This is a genomic window from Undibacterium sp. GW821-FHT07F11 (genome assembly GCF_059418665.1).
On sequence record NZ_JBWKQH010000003.1, the window covers coordinates 678,116 to 702,108 of the forward strand.

Below are 23,993 nucleotides of genomic sequence, written 5' to 3' on the forward strand. Positions count from 1 at the left end.
CTGTCTTATTGCATTTTGCAAGAAGCGACATAAGCGTCAGGGTGATTGGTAAATACGGCACTCAGAGTTTTGTTAGTCACCCTGCCCTGACCATCCTTGCTGATGATGCGTGCATAGTAATTTTGCACAGGATAGTGATTGCTGTTGAACTTGAAGTCACCGCGTACAGATTTGAAGTTGGCAGCCTTAATGGCTTTGCCCAATGCATCCTTGTCTTCTATCTTGCCCTTGACACCGCGCACGGCACTATCCATCAGCATGGCAGCGTCATAGCCTTGCGATGCATATAGCGATGGCAGGCGGCCATATTCTTTCTGGAAATCGGTCACAAAGCGCTTGTTTTGTGGATTATCCATATCATGCCCCCACTGCGATGCATTGAACATGCCCAGCATGGGTGCGCCTACTGCCTTGATGATGTCTTCATCGGCAGAGAAGCCTGGGCCGAATAGCTGGGTATTCTTGGATAAACCGGCATCCACAAACTGCTTGATGAAATTGATGCCCATGCCACCCGGCAGAAAGATATACACGGCATCGGGCTTCAAGCCGCGTATCTGCGCCAGTTCAGTTGCATAATCAAGCTGTCCCAGTTTGGTATAAATTTCTTCCGCAACCTTGCCCTTGTAATAGCGCTTGAATCCCGTCAGCGCATCTTTGCCCGCCGGATAATTAGGCGCCACCAAAGCGACATTCTTAAAGCCTTTGTCATTGACTTGCTTGCCAACAGCTTCATGCAGGCTGTCGTTTTGCCAGGCAACATTAAAGAAATAAGGGTTACATTGCTCGCCCGCATACTGCGAAGGGCCTGCATTGGCGCTGATGTAATGTACCTTGGCACCAAAAATTGTTGGCCCGACCGCCAGCATCAGATTGGAAAACACGATGCCGGTCATCAAATCAACCTTGTCTTTTTTGATGAGTTTATCGACCAGTTGCTTGGTCGCATCAGGATTTTGCTGATCATCACCCGTGATGACTTCGACAGGCAAGTTACCGAATTTATTATCCAGATGTTTCATGGCCAGGGAAAAGCCATCGCGTATATCAACACCCAGACCAGCACCCGCACCAGACAAGGTGGTGACCATGCCTACTTTGACTTTGTCTGCGGCAAAAGCACTGGTCGCATTGGTCGCAGCAATACTGGACAATAATAAACACAGCAAGGTCTTTTTCACGAACGTCTCCTTCGGGTTAATGGGCATGAATGAATATTTTCAAACGTTATATTTAGCTGGCAGCAGGCGTACGTAATTTATAGCGCTGTAGTTTGCCAGTCTCAGTTCTCGGTAAACTCGTCATGAATTCTATGGCGCGCGGGTACTTGTAAGGGGCAATACTGTTCTTGACGAAATTCTGGATTTCCTTGCTCAGTTCTGCTGATGCCAGTGCATCAGCTTTCAATACTACAAATGCTTTGACGATCTGGCCACGCTCTTCATCCGCCAGGCCTATGACCGCGCACTCAGACACTGCAGGGTGTTTCAGCAAGGCTTCTTCCACCTCTGGTCCGGCAATATTGTAGCCAGCAGAAATAATCATGTCGTCAGTGCGGGCCCGATACCAGAAATAACCGTCGGCATCCATCTCATAAGCATCGCCAGTCAGATTCCAGCCTTGATGGACATAATTTTTTTGCCTGTCATCTGCCAGGTAACGGCAACCTGTCGGCCCCTTGACTGCCAGGCGGCCAACCACGCCAGGGCCAGCCATGTCGCCATGCTCATCAAATATACAAGTCTGATAGCCGGGTATGGGCTTGCCGGTTGCCCCCGCCCGCGCCTCGTCGCCTGCGGCAGAAATAAATATATGCAGCATCTCGGTCGCACCTATGCCGTCTATCATGACCAGACCAGTCGCCTGACGCCAGGCTTCACGGGTTGCGGCAGGCAGAGCTTCACCGGCAGAAACGGTTTTCTTGAGGCTGGACAAGTCAAAATTCTTTGCGAGCGTTGCCATCTGGCGATAGAAAGTAGGCGCAGTAAAACAGACGGTGGCCTTGAATTCGTCTATGGCTTTCAGCAGGGATTCTGGCGTCAGTTTTTCCAGCAATACCGCCGTTGCACCGACACGCAAAGGAAACAGCAGCAAGCCGCCAAGGCCAAAAGTAAACGCCAGTGGCGGCGTGCCTATGAAAATATCGCTTTGCGCGGACTGCAAGGTCGAACGCGGGAAGCAATCGCAGATCGCCAATACATCCCTGTGGAAATGCATGGTGCCCTTGGGCATGCCGGTCGTGCCAGAGGTAAAACTGATGAGGCAGACATCTTCGGCCAGCGTATCGACAGCGGTAAATTCAGGAGACTTGCCAACCATCGACGCCTCCAGGCCATCATCGCCCTGATGATTGAAGTACACCACTTGCGTCAATATGGGATTGGCTTGCATTGCCAACTCCATCTCTTCGCGCAGATTTTCTGAGCAGAGTGCGGCGGCAATTTCAGCCTTGTTCGCGATCACACCCAATTCTTTGGCGCGCAGCAATGGCATTGTGGGCACGGCTATACAACCTGCCTTGATCACAGCCAGTACACTGGCAGCCATCATGGGATTATTAGCACCGCGCAACAAGACCCTGTTACCGGGCTGCAAATGCATATCTTCGAGCAAGACGTGGGCAATACGATTGACAGTAGCCAGCAGATGGGAATAAGTCCAGCTTTCTGCCTGGCTGCGGATGGCGATGTTGTCTGCATGACCGCTTGCACACATCTTGTCGAGCAAGTCGGCGACACAATTCAGGCGTTCGGGGTATTGCAACTCAGGCAAAGAAAAAATCAGCTCAGGCCATTGCTCGCGTGGCGGCAGGTGATCAAAAGCAAAGGTATCCAGATGGGCAGACCCTGGTAGCACAGTTGAATTCATTTCTTCTCCGGCTTTGGTACACAATATAGATACAGCAACCCGAAAACACAAAACTACTTTAAACCTAAACTATTTTTAGGTAAAGTGTTTTTTTACATCAAAATCCAGTTTTTCTCAAAGAAAATATTTTCAATTGCGTCGCTTATAGTATATTTTAGGCCTAAAGTAATTTCACATCTGCACCACCATCAGCATTTAGGGATCAGGGGATGAATATCACGCTTTTGCTTGAACACGGCTTAAATGGCTTGCAATTTGGCCTCATGCTTTTCCTGCTGGCAGCGGGCCTGACGCTGATCTTTGGCATCATGGATTTCATCAACCTGGCCCACGGTTCCCTCTACATGGCAGGTGCTTATTTCGCCGCCAGCTTTACCGGCATGACAGGCTCTTTCTGGTTAGGCCTGCTGGCAGCGGTGATAGCGACTGCGCTGCTGGGTGTGGTACTGGAAGTAGTCGTCTTCAGGCATTTATACCAGCGCGATCATTTATCCCATGTGTTGGCGACTTTTGCACTGATACTGATATTCAACGAAGGTGCGCGCATGATTTGGGGTGCGCAGCCGTTGATGCTGAATATTCCGCCACAGTTGGCACAACCGGTGGAATTGTTGCCAGACTTCTTTTATTCATCTTTCCGCCTGTTCATCATTGCGACCGGGCTGGCTGTCGCTGGCCTGCTGTATTTTGTCGTTACCAAAACCCGCATAGGCATGCTGGTACGTGCCGGGGCATCGAACCGTGAAATGGCTATCACCATGGGTATCAATATCAAGCTGGTATTCACGCTGCTATTTGCCTTTGGCGCAGCTCTGTGCGCCATTGCGGGTGCCCTGCTGGGCTCCATACTCGCAGTACAGGTGGGCATGGGTGAAAGCATCCTGATACTGGCGTTTGTGGTCATCGTTATTGGCGGCATAGGCTCAATACGTGGGGCGCTGGTAGGCGCATTGCTGGTAGGGCTGGTTGATACCCTGAGCAAGACCTTGCTGCCAGGTGCATTGAAACTGCTGATGCCACTGGAGATGGCAGCCAATCTTGGCCCTGCCCTGGCATCAATACTGATTTATGTATTGATGGCAGCCGTGCTGTTTTACAAACCCCAGGGCCTGTTCCCTGCACGAGGCTGAGGGAGTGATCATGCAAAGCAGCCTACATCACACTGTCTCGCGCAAGTCCAGCATAGGCATCCTGCTCTTGCTGATTGCCTTCCCCCTGCTCGCTACTTACTTCGCCCAGGAATTTTATATAGGCTTGTTAAGCCGCTTGATGATTTTTGCACTGGTAGCCAGCAGCCTGAACCTGATACTCGGTTTTGGCGGCATGATCAGCCTCGGGCACGCTGCTTTCTTTGGCAGTGGCGCTTATGTGGTGGGTATATTGATGCAGCATGGGGTCACATCTGCCTGGATCAGCTGGCCGGTAGCGATGTTGGTTGGCTTTTTGTTGGCACTTGCAATAGGCAGTGTCTCACTCAGAACGCGAGGCGTGTACTTCATTATGATCACGCTGGCATTCGCACAGATGTTGTATTTCCTGTTTGTGTCACTGAAAAATTATGGCGGCGACGATGGCCTGAGTCTGGCGCAACGCTCAGTGACGGGGCTGGACATGAGCAATGACAGCAATTTTTATTATCTGGTGCTGGCCATTTGCACCATATTTCTCTTCATCCTGTACCGACTTATCAATTCCCGTTTTGGGAGAGTGATACAAGCCATCAAGGAAAATGAAACCCGTATGGAAGCCATAGGCTACCCGGTATTTCGCTATAAGCTGCTGTGCTTTGCGATTGCCGGCAGCATCGCCAGCCTGGCCGGTGCCCTGCTGGCAAACCAGAACATGCTGGTCAGCCCTAACCTGCTGCACTGGACGCAATCTGGTAGCCTGATGGTAATGGTGATACTTGGCGGCGTAGGTTATCTGTCTGGCGGCATGCTGGGTGCGGTAGTCATGCTGATGCTGGAAGAAATCCTGTCTGGCTACACCATACACTGGCAATTGTATCTAGGTATTATCCTGCTGCTGGTCGTCATGCTTTTGCCAAATGGCCTCGCCAGCTTGCCGCAAAAATTCATGTCGGCGAAAAAACCGCAAGAGGATCAGGCATGAGCGTTTTACAGTTAAAAGGCCTGGTCAAACGCTATGGTGGCCTTGTGGCTACCAATAACCTGAGCCTGGATATCTTGCCCGGCGAAATCCACGCCATCATAGGCCCGAATGGCGCAGGCAAGACTACGCTGATACACCAGATATCCGGTGCCATTGCGCCAAACCAGGGACAGATCATTTTCAATGGTGAGGATGTTACTGCCACCAGCATGCATGAGCGCGTCAAGCTAGGGTTGGCACGTTCTTACCAGATCACGAATATTTTCCAGTCATATACAGTCATCGATAATCTGAGCCTGGCAATACAGGCACGTTCAGGCAGCAGCATGCGCTTCTGGCGCAAGGCAATAGATGAGCAGGCACTTTTTGAGCAAGCCCGGCAACTCGCCAGCGACATAGGTTTGGCTGAGCACTGCAATAACAAAGCCTGTGAACTCGCACATGGCGAACAACGCCAACTGGAACTGGGACTGACCCTGGCGACGCAACCCAAACTGCTTTTGCTGGACGAACCGATGGCAGGCACAGGGCATGAAGAATCAGGCAAGATGCTGGAACTCATCGCCGCCCTGCGTGGCAGGGCCGCCGTGATCTTGATTGAACATGATATGGATGCCGTCTTTAAACTGGCTGACCGTATTTCTGTTTTGGTGGCAGGTTCCATCATCGCTACTGGTACTGCAGAACAGATACGCCAGAACCCGGAAGTCAAAAAAGCCTATCTAGGTGATGAAATGGATATCGCAATCAGGGAAGTCGCATGAAGACCATACTGGAAGTCGAGCATATCGCCACCTCTTATGGCCATAGCCAGGTCTTGTTTGGCATAGACCTGCAGATACGCCAGGGTGAAGTCGCCAGCCTGCTGGGGCGCAATGGCGCTGGCAAAACCACGACCTTGCGTTCGATACTGGGACTGACGCCGGCACACAAAGGCCATATCAACTTCATGGGCCAGCGCATAGAAAAAATGACGACGGACAAAATCGCCAGGATGGGCATAGCCCTGGTGCCGGAAGGCAGGCAGATATTTCCTAACCTGACCGTCAAAGAAAATCTGGTCGCCTTTGCCGCCAATCGCAATCAGAGCAAAATGCCATGGAGCCTGAAAGAGATTTACCAACTCTTCCCGCGTCTGGCCGAGCGTGCAGGCAATATGGGTAACCAGTTATCTGGTGGCGAACAGCAAATGCTAGCCATCTCGCGCGCCTTGATGACCAACCCGCATTTACTGATACTGGATGAAGCGACTGAAGGTTTGTCACCACTGGTGCGCGAAGAAATCTGGGCTTGTCTCAGAAAACTGCGTGACCAGGGGCAAACCACGCTGGTCATTGATAAATATGTAGAAAAACTCATACCCCTTGCCGACCAGCACAGCATCATGGAACGTGGCAAGATAGTCTGGCATGGCAATAGCGAAAGCCTGACGCAGTCACCCGAAACCTGGCAGAAATATGTGGGTGTTTAGAATTGGCATTTAAAATTGATAGCGTGCCTGCACACCCAAACCCAGCACTTTGGCACTACTCAAGTTCAGATTATCTGTCTGCAAATGCACACCCACGAACTGATTGCTCCAGCCTATACCCACTGATTTGTAGCGCGTATCAAAACTGGCATCAAAGCGGCCATAGGCAGAATGATTGGCGACGCTCAACACCGGTAGATTAACACCGTAAAAATGCCGGACTTGTGCGGCAAATTCCCATTGCTGGTTTTGGTAAGCGAGTCGCGCAGTGTGCGTTTGTGGCACAGAGATTGAGCGTGTCCTTTGACGGTTAACGCCTTGCAGCAAAGGCTGATAGTTCAAATACCCCTTGCTGTCATATTGCACAACGGCAGAGTTCAGGCTTTGCTGCAGCTCTGGCAAATTTTTCCAGGCAAAGCGGTTGTATGCATCTTCCAGTTGATATTGCATACGCCATGCCGGATTGATTTGCCAATCCATGGCAAGGCTGGAACTATAGCCTCTGGCCTCCGGCTCAAATTGCTGGAACAAATATTGGTAACGGCTGTTCACATCCAGCTCGCTCGCAGAAAAACTGTAATGCTGGTTATCGACATAACTGGCCGCACCCGTTGCCTGCGTAGCGCGGTACTGCGGGTTCATGTAATACACGGCACTGGCAAAGAAGCGTGGCTGATATTCACCGCCAAAAGCGAACCAGCGCCCTGCCCTCAGGCCAAAGCCTGACCAGCTTTCCAGCTGGGCATCCAGTTGATAATTGACAGCTTTCTGTGGCAAACCAGCTTGCTTGTATGCCTTGACAAATGCCAGTGTAGATAAACTGGCTTTGAGCATGCCCTCCTGGCGGGCTTCCAGATTTACTCGCCACTCTTTATAACCCACACCCAGCTCTGCCCGCAAACGACGCAGGCTGACATTCTGGCCATCTTTGGGAGAAAAATCTGTATTCCAGTCGCCCTCGATTTTGCGGGTGGGCATGAAGTCTGAAGCTTCCCACAAATCCAGCGTGGAAAATACCTGCCAGCCATCGTCACTCTTTTGCGGAACAAGCATGTCCAAAGCATATGCCTGCTGGGTCAGTGATGCGCAGAATAAGGAAAGTATCAGACGGGATGAAAACATGGTTTACTCAAAAAAAAAAATAAGCCCGCTGACATGCAGCGGGCCGTCAATCAATTTAAAAATTACCTGATGGTTTCAAAGCTGCCATCGACATAGCTGATACGGCCTGCCTTGATATCCAGCCAGCCCACCTTACTACCATCCTTGAGGATGTCGGCAACTTCGTTGCTGCCATAGACATCAAAAGAAACGCCAGATGAGCTGCTGACACGCACTACCCTGGACTTACTCGTGCTTTCACTCATTTGCGCATTGATGACACTGCTGCCATCAGTGTATTGCGCCAAAATGCTGTTGCTGCCGAAAGCATCGTTACTTGCCGTGACATTCAATTTCAATGGAGGGCGTTCTGGCACCTGTACCACACCTGATAATGCCACTGCTTTGCGCACGAAATTATTTACTGACTCAGGCTTGCTGCTATCAAAGCTGCCGTAGGTAAAGCGCTCTACCGTCAATTGCCCGTTAAAAATCTCCAGTGCATTTGTGAGGCCCGTAGCGTTGCTGATGCTGCCGACAAAATCAATACGGTTTGGCTGATAATTGAGGCCATTCTTGTCCGCAGATGCATTACCGATTTTAATTTCACCATGCACTTTGCTGTTACCAGCTTCAGCAGTAATCGCCAGGTTGAATTCTTTGATGCCATTTTTTTGCAAATTGCCTTTGTAATTCAAGGCAACAATTGCGTATGAGCCTTTATCCAGTGACAAACGAGAACTCACCTGATCTTTTACATAGGATTTAAGCTCACCACTGAAGTCATAGCGGGAATTGCCGTCGACGGTTTGATTGCGGTCAGCGCGAAGACTCCAGCGCTCAAAATCTGAAATCAACTGACCGGCACTATTGGTGCGCGGCGGCATCTTACCTTCAACCGTAAAGGCATATAGCTTGTTGCCTTCCATGGCAAAACTCATTTGGCCGGCGTAAACATCATTTGAGTTGCCGTTTGTTGCAACTACATCTGTGGGAGTAACTGGCCTTCTGAGAAAGTCGTTCTTTCCTTCATTCCAGACGAAAACGGCTCTTTGCTGCACAAGTTCGGATTTGTAGTTAAAACGAGTAACATCGTTTGCCACTGGCTCCAGCCAGATACGGTCTACCAACTCTACCCATTCAACCTGGTATTTGTAGCCGTACTTATAGGTACCAGGCAAAATGAAACGTGAAAAACGGCATTCTATGCCTGCTGCCTGTGAAGGCGTCGCTGCCACATTCATGGCATCGCGCATGACCGTGCAGTCGCCCAGATTGCCTATATTCTGATAACCACTCCATAAAGCAGTCTGTCCATAGAACAAACCATTCACCGCAGTTTGAGAGGTCTGGCCGTTTCTATATTTATTAAACTGATCTATACCTTCAGTAATAGTTTTAGACCAGATCAACAAGTCTTTATCCATTGGCTGCGTAGCTTTTTCAAAATCAGCCTTGACTGCATTGAGACGTATATCAAGGCCACCACTTTTTTGTGCGTTGGAAACCGCGTAGATGTTATTGCGCAGGCTGCCAAACAATTGTTTGGTTGCCGCTATCTTGTCTGTTTCCGGCGCAGGTGCAGGCAAGCTATTACTTGCAAAAGTACTGATGCCGGCTACCGAGTTTTTGCCTGACTTGTTAAGATTTTCATCTTGTGCAACTTTTTCCAGGCTGGCACGCAAGGCAGCACGCACATCTTCGCGCAACACAAAATCATTTCCATCCAACTTGCCAGCAGAGGCGATTTGCCTTACCACACAGGCAACGCGGCTACCCTGGGTCGCAGCATCACAGGAAAGTGCCTTGTCCAACGCAAGTTGCGAAATGGCAGTCAGGCTCAGACCCTGGATTTTTTCATCGACATAAGTATCCTGTGCTGTATCTACCGTTGTGTGGATGACGGGCACCCTTTGCGGATCAAAGCCCAGCAAAGCCTGCACACCCGCTCTCGCCCTGTCTATGTTTGATGATGTCAGGCCACCCGCTTTTTCAGCGACTTGAACGATCATCTCTGTCAGTGGCGTAACGCTACCCCAATATATGGCTTCAGGAGTGACACCTTGCTTGACGACACTGCGCAACTGCAAGTCTTCAGGAAAAGGCAGGTCTGCCTGGGTAGCTTCGTCATACATCATGGCACCAGATGCCGCACTTACCTCAATGAGGAAGCTGGCAACACCGCCGGGCACCAATATCGCATAGCTTCCGTCAGCACCAGTAATGGCGGTCGCAAAAGCATTTGCCGATTTACTACCGGACTGATCGAGACTAAAAGCCGATACACGCGCACCGATGATACGTCCCTTTGCTACTACACCGTTGAATTGCCGCCCACTGCTGCTAACGGCCACTGTAGCACCATTAGTATTAATACTGGCGGCACCACCTCCGCCACCACCACAAGCACTAAGCAACGAAGACAAAAGAAGAGGAATAAAAAACGGATACTTGTTATTTTTCATGTAGTAATGGGAAAGTTTGTGCGCAAAAGCGCACATGCATAAGAAGTACAAAATGCAGCATGCGCACAGTAAGGCGCAATACCCGCAATGTTGTTACAAAATGTAAATGCAAAAGACCGGGGATTCTAACACTAGAAATGTCTTAGGTCACACATAAGCCATACAAATCTGTGATTATTGCTTTTGGGAAGAGGATGCGAATGAGATGCTATGTAAGATACAGGTGTAAAGCCTGAGCCAGGAATCGGGTCAGAGTTTGAGTCAGGGACTCAGGGCTTCACTTGCGCAGGCAATATACGCTCTGTAGTCGTCGGTGCAGGTGAATTGGCATCCAGAATCTGCACAAAGATTTCGTTTTTTTTGATCATGCCCAATTCAAAACGCGCACGCTCTTCTACTGCGTCCGTGCCAATTTTCAAGTCCTGAACTTCGGATTCGAGCTTGCCATTGCGCTCTTTTAATTTTTCGTTATTCCCCTTTACCTGCGCTACCTGCCTGTCCAGCTCCCAGACACGCAACCAGCCCCCCTTACCCAACCACAGCGGGTATTGGATCAGCATCAACAGGGCAACAAAGGAAAGAGCTATCAAACGCACGGATAATTAAAGCAAAAAGAATAAAAACAAAACTAATCTGTTTCCAAAAGCAGACCAACAAGAAAAAGGGGAACCCCGTTCCCCTTTTTCTTTGCACGATACCAGATTACTTCAGATTATAGAAGGCGTCGCGACCAGGATAGCTGGCAATTTCGCCCAAATCTTCTTCAATACGCAGCAATTGGTTGTATTTTGCCATACGATCAGAACGGGACAAGGAACCGGTCTTGATTTGCAGGGCATTGGTACCAACGGCGATATCAGCAATGGTGCTGTCTTCTGTTTCTCCGGAACGATGGGAAATAACGGCCGTATAACCAGCACGTTTTGCCATTTCGATCGCAGCAAAAGTCTCAGTCAAAGTACCGATCTGGTTGATCTTGATCAGGATGGAGTTGGCGATACCTTTTTGTATGCCTTCTTTCAGGATCTTGGTATTGGTGACAAACAAGTCATCGCCAACGATCTGGACTTTCTTGCCCAGTTTTTCTGTCAGGATAGCCCAGCCATCCCAATCGCCTTCAGCCATGCCATCTTCGATGGAGATGATAGGATATTTGTCTACCCAGGTTGCCAGCAGATTAGTGAAGTCAGCAGAAGACAAAGTCAGGCCTTCACCTTCGAGGTGGTATTTGCCATCTTTGTAGAATTCACTGGCAGCGCAATCCAGACCCAGTGCGATTTGCGTACCTGGCTCGTAGCCTGCAGCTTCTATCGCCTGGATAATCAGTTTGATGGCAGATTCGTGGTTATCTACGGAAGGAGCGAAGCCACCTTCATCACCAACCGCCGTCGTCAAACCCTTGTCATGCAGGATTTTTTTCAATGCGTGGAATACTTCTGCACCATAGCGTACTGCTTCGCGGAAAGTTGGCGCGCCAACCGGGATGATCATGAATTCTTGAATATCCAGATTATTGTCAGCATGTGCGCCACCGTTGATGACGTTCATCATAGGCACAGGCAATTGCATCGCGCCTGAACCACCGAAATAACGGTACAGTGGCAAACCAGCTTCTTCAGCAGCTGCCTTGGCAACAGCCATGGATACGGCCAGCATGGCATTTGCACCCAGGCGGCTCTTGTTTTCAGTACCGTCCAGATCGATCAGGGTACGGTCCAGGAATGCCTGTTCATTCGCATCCAGGCCCATGATGGCTTCTGCGATTTCGGTATTGATGTGTTCGCAGGCTTTCAAGACGCCCTTGCCCAGATAGCGGGACTTGTCGCCATCACGCAGCTCTATCGCTTCACGGGAACCAGTGGATGCACCAGAAGGCACAGCAGCACGGCCCATGACACCGGATTCCAGCAGGACATCACATTCAACAGTTGGGTTACCGCGCGAATCCAGAACTTCACGACCGATAATATCAACGATGGCACTCATTCAATTCTCCTAAACAATCAAAATATCGAACAAAATATCTAACAAATAATACGAATCTGATTTGCAACTGCATCCACCGGCTTGATATGCCTGCGGATAAATAAAGCTGTAATGAATTTGCTACAGTCAAAATAATGGTGCAGATAATACTCCATTACTCTGGTTCGACGAACGGAACAAAACTTTATTCTTGTCGCTTTTTGCGCTGGTAAGCAAAAAAGCCTGTTTCACTACAGGACAAATCAAGCAAAAACGGGTTCACAGAATCCAAGCTTTCTTGCATAGTGCTTACCGCTGCTTGCCCTTAGTTACCATCTGCAAGGCAACTACATTCTTTCAAGCAACTCTGCGCCATTTTGCAAAAAAGGCGAACCGCAATCGTGGCTCGCCTTTTTCAATCAGGATTTAGCAGGATTTATTCACGACAGGTAAACCAGCAATCAACAAACCAGGCTGGTTCAGGCCTGCATCAAATCCATACAACTTCATGCCTTGTTACCTTGCGCCTTTTTATGCTCTATCGCCGCTTTTGCGAAAGAAATAAACAAAGGGTGGCCGTCACGTGGTGTTGATTTAAATTCTGGGTGGTACTGCACACCCAGATACCAAGGATGCACATCACGTGACAATTCCATAATTTCACACAAATCTTCTGTCGGTGTACGGGCAGAGACGATCAAGCCTGCTGCCTCAACACGACCCAGGTAATGATTATTGGCTTCATAGCGATGACGATGGCGCTCAGTCACGACATTGCCATAAATCTCTGACGCCAGCGTACCAGAACGAACTGCGCAAGTTTGCGCACCCAGGCGCATAGTGCCGCCAAGGTCAGAATTTTCATCGCGCGTTTCGACTTTACCATCGTGGTTCTGCCATTCATTGATCAGGGCAACCACTGGCTGTTCTGTCTCGGCATCAAACTCTGTCGAGTTTGCCATGGACAGGCCAGCCTTGTTACGTGCATATTCAATCAGGGCAACCTGCATACCCAGGCAAATACCCAGGTAAGGTATTTTGTTTTCACGTGCATAGCGGGCAGCCAGTATCTTGCCTTCTACACCGCGCTTGCCGAAACCACCTGGCACCAGGATGGCATCGTATTTTTCCAGTGACTTGGTACCGTGCGCTTCGATTTCTTCAGAATCAACATACTCAATATTCACACGGCTCTCAGTATGGATACCGGCATGACGCAAGGCTTCTGTCAAAGATTTATACGACTCTGTCAGGTCTACATACTTACCGACCATACCGATAGTGACTTCTTCTTTCGGATTTTCCAGCGCATAGATCAATTTGTCCCACATCGCCAGATCAGCTGGTTTTGGTGACAAGCCAAGCTTATCGCAGACGATTTTATCCAAGCCCTGGTCGTGCAACATCTGTGGAATCTTATAGATGGTATCGGCATCCCATACAGAGATCACTGCTTCTTCAGCCACATTGGCGAACAGGGAAATCTTGGCGCGTTCATCATCAGGGATGGGACGGTCAGCACGGCACAATAAAGCATCCGGGAAAATACCAATTTCACGCAGTTTTTGTACGCTGTGTTGGGTGGGCTTGGTTTTCAATTCGCCAGCAGCAGCAACATAAGGCACCAGCGTCAGATGGACGAATGCAGCAGCATTGCGGCCAGCGCGCAGGCTCAGTTGACGGGCAGCTTCGAGGAAAGGCAGGGATTCAATATCACCTACCGTACCACCAATTTCAACCAGTGCAACGTCAGCACCGGCAGCACCGCGATGGATGAATTCCTGGATTTCATTGGTGATGTGCGGGATAACTTGCACAGTCTTGCCCAGGTATTCACCACGGCGTTCTTTGCGAATTACTGATTCATAGATCTGACCAGTGGTGAAATTATTCACCTTTTTCATTTTGGCTGTGATGAAGCGCTCATAGTGACCCAGATCCAGATCAGTTTCAGCACCGTCATCGGTCACGAAAACTTCGCCATGCTGGAATGGGCTCATGGTACCTGGATCCACATTGATGTAGGGATCAAGTTTGAGCATAGTGACTTTGAGGCCGCGCGATTCAAGGATCGCAGCGAGAGAGGCAGCGGCAATACCCTTGCCTAAAGAGGAGACTACGCCCCCCGTAACGAATACAAACTTAGTCATTGCAGAAGGTGCCGAACGGCACAAGCGGGAAATTCGAATTATACATCACTAAGCTGTGATGTGCGAAAATTCCCGCCTGCAAATCCTGGTAAATTTCAGGAACTGGCTGGCTTACATTGCATAAATAATTTGTAATCTTGCAAAATTCTGTGCGCCCTGACCATTGCTCAACTCCTTGATTTCGTTGCTGCGACGGATGAAGGATGCTGATGCGCCATAGTTTTCACCACGCCAGAAATAGCCAATTTCAAACTCGCCAACCAGGCTTTTAGGCTTGACTGCCGTAGTTTGATTATTAAAATAGCCGCCTTGTATACTTGCATTGTAGGCAACGACCTTGACCTCGGTGCGCAAGAAACCATAGCTGGCTGGCTGCTCTGGCAATGTATTCAGACTACCGGCACGTATCGTCAACTCTGCACTTGCATCAGTAAAAATATTGCCGAAACGTCCTTTCAGGCGTGGAGTGATATCTACATTGGAACTAGTTACCATGCGGCCCGGTGAATATTCACCCGACAACACTGCGCCCCACTCATTACGCAACTGCGTGCTCCAGCCTTGTGGCAAGGGCTGCTTCAACAATCTGTGCAGATGCGTCTGTGTCCATTCGCCACCGGCGCAGGGCCCCAGACATCCTATATCCAGACCCAGGCGCTGGCTCTTGCCATTGGCTTCATTCTTTTCACGATACAGGCCTGCAAACAACCAGCCAGCATAAGGGTGGTCAATCTTGGCAATCTGCTGCGGAAGCAGCTTAATATCGGATGCGGTGTACAGCTCCTGCCCCAGACGCCAACCATAAGTCAGGGCCTGTATGGCATCACCTTTGGTAAAGCTCTGTCCTATTCTGTTACCGCTGGTATAAAAACCGTCGTCCCTCTTGAACAAGAGGCTGTCATTATCAATATCGACTTGCCAGCTTGTCTTGCCAGTCTGCCGCACCTGAGTGAATTCACTCCAGGACGGGAAAACCTCTTGTGCAAAGACGCTGGTCGTAAAGAACACTGCTGCCAGTGAGGTGGAAAATTTCAATACAGGCTTGATTTGATTCATGTATTTGTCGAGATAGGGTTTATATGAAGCTTAGACTGAGCTTATTGAATCGAGCTTAGTTTCATGCGTTCCAGCATAGTCAGCACAGCAGTGGCTGTATGGCCGGGCACTTCCATGGGGATCAAGTGTCCACCAGGAATAAGGACATAATTATCGCCCATTAATTTCTTTGTCGCATGAGGGCCAGCCTGGCGGCATTCTACGGATTCAGTCCCGCCTACAAAACCGACAGGCACATTGGGCGGGCGCTTATTCAAACGGCCCAGGCCATGTGGCAGAGTACGGTAAATTGCCGTTTCCACTTCACGGGTAAAGCGCAGGGTCACACCTTCAGCATGAGGTTTAAGACCTGCCGTCATATAGTCACGCAAGACTTCTGGCGGCCAGATGGCAAACATCTCCTTGGACGCAAAGTGCTGGTAGGCCTCTTCTTCGTTTTTCCACAGATGGCGACGCCTTTCTGAAAAGCGCGCAGGTGAAAACTTTTTATCCAACCCCAGGGATTTGAATATGCGCAACAACATTGCCCGCCAACCTGAGACTACTGGCGAATCCAGCACCACCACGCCACGCACCAGGTCTGGCCTGGCTCTAGCTGCCATCAGGGACAAAATCCCACCCAGCGAGTGCCCCAGCAAAATCACGGGTTGCTGATAGTTAGCCTGCAAGGTATCAATCAATTCCTGCACCAGGTTCCGCCAGCCGTCCGTTACAGGATAAGCCGGATCATGGCCCACCATGTCTGTCGCATGTACCTCATAATCTGAACGCAAATGATCAAGGAACATACGATAAGTCCCTGACGGGAAGCTATTGCCGTGGACAAAATGGATAATAGGTTTTACGGTAGTCTCGTTCATAGCTAGGGGTATAGCATTACCGGCCAAACCAATAACGCGCATTTTCCTGTCTGAATTGTGAAGTTTTCAATGATGCGCCAAATTGTATGCTGATTGCACCCGATTCATCTGTTCTTAGACGTTTTATTCCAAAATCAGCATAGCGCTGGAAGACTTCTGCCTTGGGGTGATGGTAGCGGTTCAGGTAGCCCACCTGGAAAATTGCCAACTCTGGCTGCACCACTTTCAGGAATGGTTCTGTGGACGATGTACCACTACCATGATGTGGTGCCAGCAACACATCTGCCTTCAGTTTTTGTGGGATGGTATTCACCAGCTCATCTTCCTGTATGGCCTCTATGTCGCCCGCCAGCAAAATGGAATGCAGTTTGGTAGAGACCTTTAATACACAACTGCGGGCATTCGGTTTCCACTTCGTGCTTTCATAACTGGCAGTGCCGGGTTGCAAGACTTCAAAATGCACGCCATCCCAATCCCAGGATTGCCCGCCCACGCAACGCCTGTGCTGCTTTGCAGTTTGAACGATGGAACTATCCAGACTCAGGGACGTAGTTAACAGGCCTACAGGCAAATGCCTGAGTATGCTTAAGGCTCCGCCAGAATGGTCATTATCGTTATGGGAAATCATCATCACATCAAGTTCATTAATGCCCCTTGCATGCAGATACGGCAAAATCACGCGGCTGCCGCTATCTGATTCTGGTCCCAAACTGGGGCCGCTATCATAGAGTAGCCTGTGGTGCCCAGTCTCCAGCAATAAAGCCATGCCCTGCCCTACATCCAGTGCCGTCACGGCCAACTCTCCATCTGCTGGCTTTTGTGAAGTCTGCAATAACAGTGGCAGGCAACAGACGAGCCCCAGCCAGCGCAAAGGCCAGGCTTTAGGAGCCAGCAGCCACAATACACCTGCCATGGCCAGTGCAAACAGCAAGAATGAGGGAATAGGCGCAGTCCACACTGCATAGGGCAAGGCACTGAAGTAAGTCAGGAAGCGCGCCAGGAAATCCACGAAGACGTGGGCAATTTGCAGCAGCCATCCTGACAAAGGCGCAGGCAAGATACTGCCGACCAAAGCCACAGGCGTGACAACAAAGCTGACCAGGGGAATAGCGATTGCATTGGCCAGCGGGCTGATCAGGGATATCTGGCCAAATAAAAACATGGTCAGCGGTATCATGCCCAGGGTTACTGCATATTGCATCAGTGATGCTGAACGCAAGGTAAGCATAAAGCCGGCAGCACGACTTACTTGCGTTTTGACGCGCTCTTGTCCGCCAGTCGCAAAAACGATGACTCCGACAGCCGCAAATGATAACCAAAAACCCGCGGACAAGACCGCCCAAGGGTCTGCCAATACGACAAGTCCCAGCGCCAGGCTTAACACTGCAGAGAAACTGCTGATGCGCCCTGTCCATATCGCCACCGCAACCACGCTGAGCATGATCAGCGTTCTTTGCGCAGGCAAACCAAATCCGGCCAGAGCTACATAGACCAGTGCCATCAGCGCACCTGCCAGTGCTGCTGCCTTTTGCGCAGGCAGGCGCAAGGGCAAAGAAAGATTGAGGAAGAAAGAGCGCCGCCAGAAGTAAAACACCAGGCCGGCGAACAAGCCCGCCACCATGGTGATATGCAAGCCAGAGATACTGATCAGATGACCTATGCCTACCCGGTTAAATATGGTCCAGTCAGACTGAGGGATTTCGCGTTGATCGCCAACCACCAGGGCGACCAGCACTCCAGCATAGGGCTGACCGGGCAAGGCAGCGTGGATGCGGTCGCGCAATCTGGCGCGGCTGTATTCAACGACATTGCCTATACTCCAGACAAAATCAGCCAGCTTGCGGTTATAGATAACGGCATCCGATTCATATTTATCAGGCCTCACCGCGCCAGTAGCACGTATACCCTGCTCCAATAACCATGCCTCATAATCAAAGCCAGCGAGTGGATTGGCGTTGCCATGTGGGCGCTTCAGCCGCACTTTGAATTGCCAGCGCTCTCCTGGCTGCACTGTCGTCACCTGCCGCATATCGCTACCACGGTCCGCGCCATACCAGGACAATGCAACTTTGGATGGCCAACGGGCAATGCCAGTCAAATCACCGACACCATCAGCGCGCACTTGTTCCACTGCGAAATTGAATCTTTGCCCTTGTTCAAACTGAAAAGGCAGGCCGTCTATGATGCCGGTTAATACCACATCCTGGTTTTCCCATTTTTTGGGCAACTCTTCGCGCATATAAAAATGCGCATAAGTTGTGGCCCAGACGAAGCCCAATAGAGCGACAACCGCAAAGCGCGCGGGCAGATGCAACCAAGGTGCTGGTTTGTATTTAACCAGAAGAAGAATGATGGCTAGTGATGAAACCACCATCAGCGCCAGCAAGTTGCTGTTTAATAGCTCTGCCTGCTGCTGCAAAATGGCGACGCCCAGTACAAAGCCCAACATCACCGCCCGCACAGACTAGCCCCTTTGCATGCGTGGCATGATGTGCACGGCATTGGCGGTAGTCGCTTGCGCCACTTCAGCCAGGCTCAGATTGCGCAATTCTGCCAGCACGGCACCTATCTTTGGTAACTGTGCTGGTGTATTGGCGCCTTCTGACAACCAGCTTGGCGGAATATCGGGCGCATCAGTTTCCAGCACGATGCTGGACAAGGGTAAGTCAGTTGCCAGCCTGCGTATTTGCAAGGCACGTGTGAAAGTCATGGCGCCGCCAAAGCCCAGCTTGAAACCCATATCGATGAAGGTCTGTGCCTGCTGCAAACTGCCGTTAAACGCGTGTGCAATACCGCCTCTGACTTTGATGCGCCGCAAATGTTTGAGAATGATGTCTTGTGAACGCCTTACATGGAGCAGCACCGGCAAGTCAAAATCCCTGGCCAGCTTCAGTTGTTCTGTATAGAAGTATTCCTGCTTTTCCTTCAAAGGGCTCTGCGTCAGCGCAGGCACAAAATAATCGAGGCCAATTTCGCCTATGGCTACCAGTTTTTTCTGTGCATCTGCACCAGCCATCAAGGCACTTACTTTTTCACGCAGGAGCAGCAAGTCTTCTTCTTTTGAAGTTGGCACATACATGGGATGTATCCCCAGGGCATAAAAACAATCATCCCGCTGCCTGCCCAATTCGATGACAGTATCAAAATTGCTTTTGTGAACGGCTGGTACAACGATGGCCGAAACACCCGCTTGCGCTGCGGCTTCGGCCACAGCCAGCGATGTACTGCCAAACTCACTTGCATCCAGATGACAGTGGCTATCTATCCACATAATGTCCACACATAGCTTCAAACCCAGGCTAATTTATTAATAGCCTGATTATGAAGCAGTTTGCCTGCAGACTACAATGTTTTGAGCGGGGGTTCTTGCTTGCACTTCCTTGTGAGCACGCCAGCGGCAGACTATCAGACCAGCAGCCAGTGCTGCCAGCAAGTGCTTGAGACTGTGTCCGCTCATGAACTGGAGTTGCTGCAAAATCTGTCCATCCAGCATTTCAGTGATTTTTGCCAACACATACAAGAACATTGCTGCTCCAAATGCCAGGCGGTCTGCACGTTCTGCTTTCCATATCCATTGCCATAAGGGGATCAATACCAGAGTCAAACCCTGTATCAGTAAATAGGGCCGCAAGTCACCTGTCTGCTGCCACCAGATCACGGACATCAAGGCCGCCACCAATAACAGCACCAGTTCCATGAAGGCTTTGCGTGCATCCATGCCTGGCAGGCTGTCTGCCCTGACTGCTGCCAACAAGCTGCAACAGGCGAATGCAATGGGTAGTCTGTCCCAGAAAAGGCGTGCATCGTCAGGTGCAAGATGGTAATAACTGGAACCCACGGTAGTGGCAGCGATACTAAGAGCAAAGACACAATAAGCGGGGAATGAGACACCAGCATCGCCCTTGCGATATTTCTTCAGCAAAAACCAGCCACCAACCATCGCCACTATCACAAAGCCAAGATTGGTCAGCACATCAATGGCATGAGGTATACCTGCCCAGTCTGACTGGTCTGCAAAGTCATGATAATGCGCTAGCTGGGCTATTGGCCCATGCAGTAATAATGCCAGGGCTGCCAGCGTCGAAATCAGCAAAGGCAATGTACGCAATCCAGTTTTCATTTTCCCCACCTATGTTTTAACAGATAGGCAATTGTGGAGACAGGCAGCAAATAATGTAACCAATACTGGTAAAGTAGCACCATACAATAATCGAAGTATTAAATCCCGCAACCTTACGCGTGCAAAACCATGACAGAAATCCGGCAATTATTGAACAGCATCAAGCAGCAATTGAAGCTGCAAGGCAAAACATACAGGGACGTGGCTGTAGCTCTGGATTTGTCCGAGGCCAGTATCAAGCGCCTCTTGAGTACCGATAATGGGGCCAATATGAGTATAGAAAGGCTGGCACAAATCAGCCAGTTTCTGGGCTTTAGCCTGATGGAGATCACGCAGGAGGCAAATGCAAGCAATACCCGCATCCATAGCTTGAGCCCTGCACAGGAAAAGGAGTTGGTCTCTGACACAAAACTGCTGCTGGTGGCAGTTTGTGCCTTGAATCACTGGAAATTTGAAGAAATCCTGCACGTCTATCAACTCAGTGAAACAGAATGCCTGAGTAAACTCTTGCGCCTGGATAAATTGTGCCTGATCAGCCTGATGCCAAATAATCGCATACGTTTGAATATCGCCAGGGACTTTGACTGGCTGCCACACGGCCCCATACGCCAATATTTCCACGACACAGGCATGGCAGATTTTCTGGATGCGCCGTTCAGTCATGAATATGAATCACAACATTTCATACACGGCATGCTGACAGATGCCGCCGCCGAAAAATTCCAGGCTGAGATACGCCAGCTCAGACAAAAACTGGCTGAGCTGCATACTGAGAGTTTGAGCAGCCCGCTCAAGAAAAGGCGGGGTACCGCAGTATTGCTGGCCATGCGTGAATGGGAGCCAGCCAGCTTCACTGCCCTGCGCAGAAAACCTTAGTGTAACTTGGCGTAAGTTTACTGCCCCTGTTTGGGCCTGGGCAAAGTGACGGCACCGGGGATAACGATATCGTCGCGCAAACGCAAGAATTTAAAACCAAGCAAGCGGCGTGGCTTGGCTTGCTTGCTGGTCCGGGTTCGTTCATTGGTACGGTTGATGAAGGTATCAAAGCCTTCTTCCCTGACTTGCGGCTCAGCAGAATTCAAGAAATTGCGTTTGCCATTCGCATCAATCACAACCAGGCCGACATGGGTGATAGACTGAAAACCATCCTTGTCCGATACTACGTTCACAAAATCACCATCGCGTAATTGATCCAGCATGGAATTGACCTTGTCGGCTTTGACGTAAGCTTCATGGCTGGTTTGTACCGGAATACTGGTTTCCTTGTGATGTTGTTCGCGCAGAAATTTGGCCCTGTCGACGACGATGTCATAGTTTGCGACCTTGTCCGCGCCAAAGCCGGCACTAACATCCTTGAGCAACCAGGCATTATTGGTATTCCAGTCCACCTCTGTGTAATGATTACGCGTCGTCACGCCTATCAGGCCGTCTTTATAGCGTATGCGTTGCAAAGTCCAGAAGAATTCTTCCCAGGAACTGCTCAAGGCCATGGCATAGGTATGTTCAGCAAACACCAGGCAATCGCTGTGCGTCAGGCTATACATGGGCAGGTTGTCATGCAATTCAAAAGGAAATTCTCCCAACAAGTTCAACTTGTAGGGCTGGCCTATATTTTTTCTGGCGATGAGGGTGATACGTTGACGCAGGTCGGGCACATTGGCATGCAAGTATGCCAGGTACTGATCCACCTCCTGCGGCGTCATCTGGAAGATCTTCTTATTTTGAAATGGCTCATTAGCGAGGCTGGCAGATGTTGCAGCCTGCTTATCCTGGCCTTGAACAGGCAAAGCGATCAATAAAGCGGAAGCCAGGGCGAAGGCAAGGATGCAAGGAGGCATGGGAAATAAAGTAAATGGACTAAAGTCAGACTTATACCATAGCCCGCGATTTACCTCATTGCTCAATAAAAAACGCATGCAGTTCATTTGATCTGCATGCGCTCAATGAGCTTAGCTTAAGCTAGCTTACACCAGCGCTGCTCTCGCCACCAGCACACCATCTGCATCTGCGTAAATCCAGTCACCCGGCTTGATCGCGACACCCGCGATATTAATGCGCGCATTACGCATCCCGCCACCGTGCTTGGCAGCACGCAAGGGCATGGGTGCCATTGCGCGCACACCAATATTACAAGCGTTGATTTCATCCACATCGCGGATGCAGCCATGCACGACAATACCTGCCCAGCCATTTTTTTCAGCCAGCGCAGCCAGATTGCCTCCGACCAGTGCGCAACGGAAACTGCCGCCACCGTCTATTACCAGGACATGGCCATTACCGGGGGTTTCCAGCGTTTCCCTGACGAGGACATTATCTTCGAAGACTTTCAGCGTCACTGCCTGACCACTGAACTTTGCTACCGTACCATAGCGCATGAAGATAGGCGGGATGACAGCCAGTTCATGCGTGGCGATTTTATCTTCGTTGGCGTCACAAATATCACAGGTAGCAAAGCTCATGATTTATCCTCGTTAGTTAGTTTGGAGCTTCATTCTAACCAGCTAAGCAATAATACTCAAACCGCCAATGCCCTGGTCCTGCTGCCGACATTGACAGCCGTCAAGATTGCCAACACCTGGAAGAAGCCAACGCAGATAAATACCCAGGAAGGATGATGTGCATCCATGATGGCACCAAAAATCAATGGTGCTACTGCCAGACCAGAATCCAGGCCCGAATACACAATGCCGTAGACACGGCCTGTGGCGTTTTTGGGCGCTGCAGCACGTATCATCAAATCGCGTGAAGGCCCGGCGACACCGGAACCAAAACCTATTGCCCCCATCAGCAAAACAGCGATGCCTGCATTGACAGCGCCGCTGGCCAGTATCAGCGAGAAAATCCCCGCGAAACTGAACGCCAGCGTAATGGTCCTGTCATGATGGGTGGTTTTAGCCGCCAGAAAACCACCCCACAACATGCCAGCTGCCGAAGCCAGCATGTACAAGGTATAGGCCGTCGTGGCTGAACCCAGCGACATGTCATACATCTGACGCAAACTGACTGACGAGAAGCTTTGTATACCGCCCAGTGCCATGGCAATCATGAAGAAAAAACCAAAGCACATCCACACCGCAGGTATACGCATGAAATCCATCGCGCCTTCGGCAGCTTTAGCTACATGCGCTGCACTTTGATGCTGCACCACCTCAGTACGCAATAAGTCACGGTAAAAAACCAGAATGGCCAAAACAGTAAAAGGTAGGAAAGCTGCGCAAAACAAGGCTGTGCGCCAGGTCGTCAAACCAGCGATGGTCACCAGAAACACGGGAGCCGCCGCCCAACCCAGATTACCAGTAATGCCATGAACGGAAAATGCATAGCCCAAGCGCTGGGTCGATACTTTTTTGTTGAGTAAAGTGTAATCAGAAGGATGAAATACGCTATTGCCCACCCCAGCCAGCATGGAACCCATCAACAGCATGCTGTAATTTTGCGACATCGACAGCACCAGGGCAGCCACGCCCAGGCAACTGATACCAAAAAACAAAACCGCCCTGGCCCCAACCTTATCGACGATAAAACCCGACAGGGCCTGGCCAATGCCAGAAATGACAAAAAATACTGTCATCAGCAAACCCAGTTCGGCAAAAGACAGGCTGAATGCATCTTTAATCCAGGGGAACAAAGGGGCCAGTATCATGTGAAAGAAATGGGAAATACCGTGTGCCAGGCCCACCAGGCTGATCACCATCACATCCTTTTTCACATCCTCCGGCGCTGTCTGGGCTGTCGCTGCTGTCGTCATTTAAAGTCCTCTCCTGTTTCCAAATACTCTTCGCGTGGCAAAGCACGTTTTTCAAGTAAGCAGTGTATGCAAATTCA

The 23,993-nt window shown here is 50.2% G+C and carries 20 protein-coding genes; 5 read left to right on the forward strand and 15 right to left on the reverse strand.

Annotated elements, in window-relative coordinates; all coding sequences use genetic code 11:
* Nucleotides 1-5: 5 nt before the first annotated feature.
* Together AC07OI_RS10400 and AC07OI_RS10405 are read right to left on the reverse strand one after the other, a co-directional pair.
* Entirely contained in the window at nt 6-1,208 is a 1,203-nt protein-coding gene (locus AC07OI_RS10400; RefSeq protein ID WP_495257145.1) for an ABC transporter substrate-binding protein, read from the reverse strand.
* Nucleotides 1,209-1,233: 25 nt separating this feature from the next.
* Nucleotides 1,234-2,868 carry an AMP-binding protein gene (locus AC07OI_RS10405; protein WP_495257146.1) on the reverse strand — a complete coding sequence of 545 codons (1,635 nt, stop codon included), beginning with the start codon at nt 2,866-2,868 and terminating at the stop codon, nt 1,234-1,236.
* A gap of 209 nt (nt 2,869-3,077) precedes the next feature.
* On the opposite strand from AC07OI_RS10405, the gene AC07OI_RS10410 reads away from it, so the two are divergent.
* The 4 genes from AC07OI_RS10410 to AC07OI_RS10425 are packed head-to-tail and all read left to right on the forward strand — an operon-like array spanning nt 3,078 to nt 6,451.
* Complete coding sequence (locus tag AC07OI_RS10410; RefSeq protein WP_495257147.1) at nt 3,078-3,998, forward strand: branched-chain amino acid ABC transporter permease; 921 nt, start codon at nt 3,078-3,080, stop codon at nt 3,996-3,998.
* Between the two features lie 10 nt (nt 3,999-4,008).
* Complete coding sequence (locus AC07OI_RS10415; RefSeq protein ID WP_492706086.1) at nt 4,009-4,980, forward strand: branched-chain amino acid ABC transporter permease; 972 nt, start codon at nt 4,009-4,011, stop codon at nt 4,978-4,980.
* Entirely contained in the window at nt 4,977-5,744 is a 768-nt protein-coding gene (locus AC07OI_RS10420; protein WP_492706084.1) for an ABC transporter ATP-binding protein, read from the forward strand. Before AC07OI_RS10415 ends, AC07OI_RS10420 begins: the two co-directional genes overlap by 4 nt.
* Nucleotides 5,741-6,451: an ABC transporter ATP-binding protein gene (locus tag AC07OI_RS10425; RefSeq protein ID WP_495257148.1), complete on the forward strand. Its 711-nt coding sequence runs from the start codon at nt 5,741-5,743 to the stop codon at nt 6,449-6,451. The genes AC07OI_RS10420 and AC07OI_RS10425 overlap by 4 nt, the downstream gene beginning before the upstream one ends.
* A gap of 9 nt (nt 6,452-6,460) precedes the next feature.
* On the opposite strand, the gene AC07OI_RS10430 is transcribed toward AC07OI_RS10425, so the two are convergent.
* The 10 genes from AC07OI_RS10430 to AC07OI_RS10475 all read right to left on the reverse strand — a co-directional run bounded on the left by AC07OI_RS10430 (nt 6,461) and on the right by AC07OI_RS10475 (nt 20,168).
* Nucleotides 6,461-7,573: a hypothetical protein gene (locus tag AC07OI_RS10430; RefSeq protein WP_495257149.1), complete on the reverse strand. Its 1,113-nt coding sequence runs from the start codon at nt 7,571-7,573 to the stop codon at nt 6,461-6,463.
* A 62-nt stretch (nt 7,574-7,635) separates the two neighbouring features.
* Nucleotides 7,636-10,017, reverse strand: a complete 2,382-nt coding sequence (locus AC07OI_RS10435; RefSeq protein ID WP_495257150.1) for a hypothetical protein — start codon at nt 10,015-10,017, stop codon at nt 7,636-7,638.
* A 269-nt stretch (nt 10,018-10,286) separates the two neighbouring features.
* The gene (ftsB, locus tag AC07OI_RS10440; RefSeq protein WP_492706077.1) at nt 10,287-10,613 is read right to left on the reverse strand and encodes a cell division protein FtsB; all 327 of its coding nucleotides are present in this window, start codon (nt 10,611-10,613) and stop codon (nt 10,287-10,289) included.
* A gap of 106 nt (nt 10,614-10,719) precedes the next feature.
* Complete coding sequence (eno, locus tag AC07OI_RS10445; RefSeq protein WP_492706075.1) at nt 10,720-12,003, reverse strand: phosphopyruvate hydratase; 1,284 nt, start codon at nt 12,001-12,003, stop codon at nt 10,720-10,722.
* A gap of 485 nt (nt 12,004-12,488) precedes the next feature.
* Complete coding sequence (gene pyrG / locus AC07OI_RS10450) at nt 12,489-14,132, reverse strand: CTP synthase (protein WP_492706073.1); 1,644 nt, start codon at nt 14,130-14,132, stop codon at nt 12,489-12,491.
* Nucleotides 14,133-14,243: 111 nt separating this feature from the next.
* Complete coding sequence (locus tag AC07OI_RS10455) at nt 14,244-15,188, reverse strand: lipid A deacylase LpxR family protein (RefSeq protein WP_495257151.1); 945 nt, start codon at nt 15,186-15,188, stop codon at nt 14,244-14,246.
* 41 nt (nt 15,189-15,229) lie between these two features.
* On the reverse strand, nt 15,230-16,048 hold the full coding sequence (locus tag AC07OI_RS10460) for an alpha/beta fold hydrolase (RefSeq protein ID WP_495257152.1): 819 nt from the start codon (nt 16,046-16,048) through the stop codon (nt 15,230-15,232).
* 16 nt (nt 16,049-16,064) lie between these two features.
* Nucleotides 16,065-18,497, reverse strand: coding sequence for a DNA internalization-related competence protein ComEC/Rec2 (locus AC07OI_RS10465; RefSeq protein ID WP_495257153.1), 2,433 nt, complete (start codon nt 18,495-18,497; stop codon nt 16,065-16,067).
* A gap of 15 nt (nt 18,498-18,512) precedes the next feature.
* Nucleotides 18,513-19,319 (reverse strand): TatD family hydrolase, encoded by an 807-nt coding sequence (locus tag AC07OI_RS10470; protein WP_495257154.1) that lies wholly within the window; start codon nt 19,317-19,319, stop codon nt 18,513-18,515.
* Between the two features lie 48 nt (nt 19,320-19,367).
* The gene (locus AC07OI_RS10475) at nt 19,368-20,168 is read right to left on the reverse strand and encodes a hypothetical protein (RefSeq protein ID WP_495257155.1); all 801 of its coding nucleotides are present in this window, start codon (nt 20,166-20,168) and stop codon (nt 19,368-19,370) included.
* A gap of 129 nt (nt 20,169-20,297) precedes the next feature.
* Here AC07OI_RS10475 and AC07OI_RS10480 point away from each other — a divergent pair, with 129 nt between their 5' ends.
* Nucleotides 20,298-21,044, forward strand: coding sequence for a transcriptional regulator (locus AC07OI_RS10480; RefSeq protein ID WP_492706061.1), 747 nt, complete (start codon nt 20,298-20,300; stop codon nt 21,042-21,044).
* Nucleotides 21,045-21,061: 17 nt separating this feature from the next.
* Here the strand turns inward: AC07OI_RS10480 and AC07OI_RS10485 are convergent, their stop codons facing one another.
* From AC07OI_RS10485 to AC07OI_RS10495, 3 genes are read right to left on the reverse strand one after another with little or no spacing between them, the layout of a single operon-like run.
* Nucleotides 21,062-22,093: an N-acetylmuramoyl-L-alanine amidase-like domain-containing protein gene (locus AC07OI_RS10485; RefSeq protein WP_495257156.1), complete on the reverse strand. Its 1,032-nt coding sequence runs from the start codon at nt 22,091-22,093 to the stop codon at nt 21,062-21,064.
* A gap of 39 nt (nt 22,094-22,132) precedes the next feature.
* Nucleotides 22,133-22,627, reverse strand: a complete 495-nt coding sequence (rraA, locus tag AC07OI_RS10490; protein WP_492706059.1) for a ribonuclease E activity regulator RraA — start codon at nt 22,625-22,627, stop codon at nt 22,133-22,135.
* A 56-nt stretch (nt 22,628-22,683) separates the two neighbouring features.
* Nucleotides 22,684-23,916 (reverse strand): MFS transporter, encoded by a 1,233-nt coding sequence (locus AC07OI_RS10495; RefSeq protein WP_492706058.1) that lies wholly within the window; start codon nt 23,914-23,916, stop codon nt 22,684-22,686.
* Nucleotides 23,917-23,993: the final 77 nt, after the last annotated feature.

Bases quoted from the DNA above. Each gene is read 5' to 3' on its own strand.
- AC07OI_RS10400 (WP_495257145.1), bottom strand. From the start codon at position 1,208: ATGCCCATTAACCCGAAGGAGACGTTCGTGAAAAAGACCTTGCTGTGT.
- AC07OI_RS10405 (WP_495257146.1), bottom strand. From the start codon at position 2,868: ATGAATTCAACTGTGCTACCAGGGTCTGCCCATCTGGATACCTTTGCT.
- AC07OI_RS10410 (WP_495257147.1), top strand. From the start codon at position 3,078: ATGAATATCACGCTTTTGCTTGAACACGGCTTAAATGGCTTGCAATTT.
- AC07OI_RS10415 (WP_492706086.1), top strand. From the start codon at position 4,009: ATGCAAAGCAGCCTACATCACACTGTCTCGCGCAAGTCCAGCATAGGC.
- AC07OI_RS10420 (WP_492706084.1), top strand. From the start codon at position 4,977: ATGAGCGTTTTACAGTTAAAAGGCCTGGTCAAACGCTATGGTGGCCTT.
- AC07OI_RS10425 (WP_495257148.1), top strand. From the start codon at position 5,741: ATGAAGACCATACTGGAAGTCGAGCATATCGCCACCTCTTATGGCCAT.
- AC07OI_RS10430 (WP_495257149.1), bottom strand. From the start codon at position 7,573: ATGTTTTCATCCCGTCTGATACTTTCCTTATTCTGCGCATCACTGACC.
- AC07OI_RS10435 (WP_495257150.1), bottom strand. From the start codon at position 10,017: ATGAAAAATAACAAGTATCCGTTTTTTATTCCTCTTCTTTTGTCTTCG.
- eno (WP_492706075.1), bottom strand. From the start codon at position 12,003: ATGAGTGCCATCGTTGATATTATCGGTCGTGAAGTTCTGGATTCGCGC.
- pyrG (WP_492706073.1), bottom strand. From the start codon at position 14,132: ATGACTAAGTTTGTATTCGTTACGGGGGGCGTAGTCTCCTCTTTAGGC.
- AC07OI_RS10455 (WP_495257151.1), bottom strand. From the start codon at position 15,188: ATGAATCAAATCAAGCCTGTATTGAAATTTTCCACCTCACTGGCAGCA.
- AC07OI_RS10460 (WP_495257152.1), bottom strand. From the start codon at position 16,048: ATGAACGAGACTACCGTAAAACCTATTATCCATTTTGTCCACGGCAAT.
- AC07OI_RS10465 (WP_495257153.1), bottom strand. From the start codon at position 18,497: ATGTTGGGCTTTGTACTGGGCGTCGCCATTTTGCAGCAGCAGGCAGAG.
- AC07OI_RS10470 (WP_495257154.1), bottom strand. From the start codon at position 19,319: ATGTGGATAGATAGCCACTGTCATCTGGATGCAAGTGAGTTTGGCAGT.
- AC07OI_RS10475 (WP_495257155.1), bottom strand. From the start codon at position 20,168: ATGAAAACTGGATTGCGTACATTGCCTTTGCTGATTTCGACGCTGGCA.
- AC07OI_RS10480 (WP_492706061.1), top strand. From the start codon at position 20,298: ATGACAGAAATCCGGCAATTATTGAACAGCATCAAGCAGCAATTGAAG.
- AC07OI_RS10485 (WP_495257156.1), bottom strand. From the start codon at position 22,093: ATGAACTGCATGCGTTTTTTATTGAGCAATGAGGTAAATCGCGGGCTA.
- rraA (WP_492706059.1), bottom strand. From the start codon at position 22,627: ATGAGCTTTGCTACCTGTGATATTTGTGACGCCAACGAAGATAAAATC.
- AC07OI_RS10495 (WP_492706058.1), bottom strand. From the start codon at position 23,916: ATGACGACAGCAGCGACAGCCCAGACAGCGCCGGAGGATGTGAAAAAG.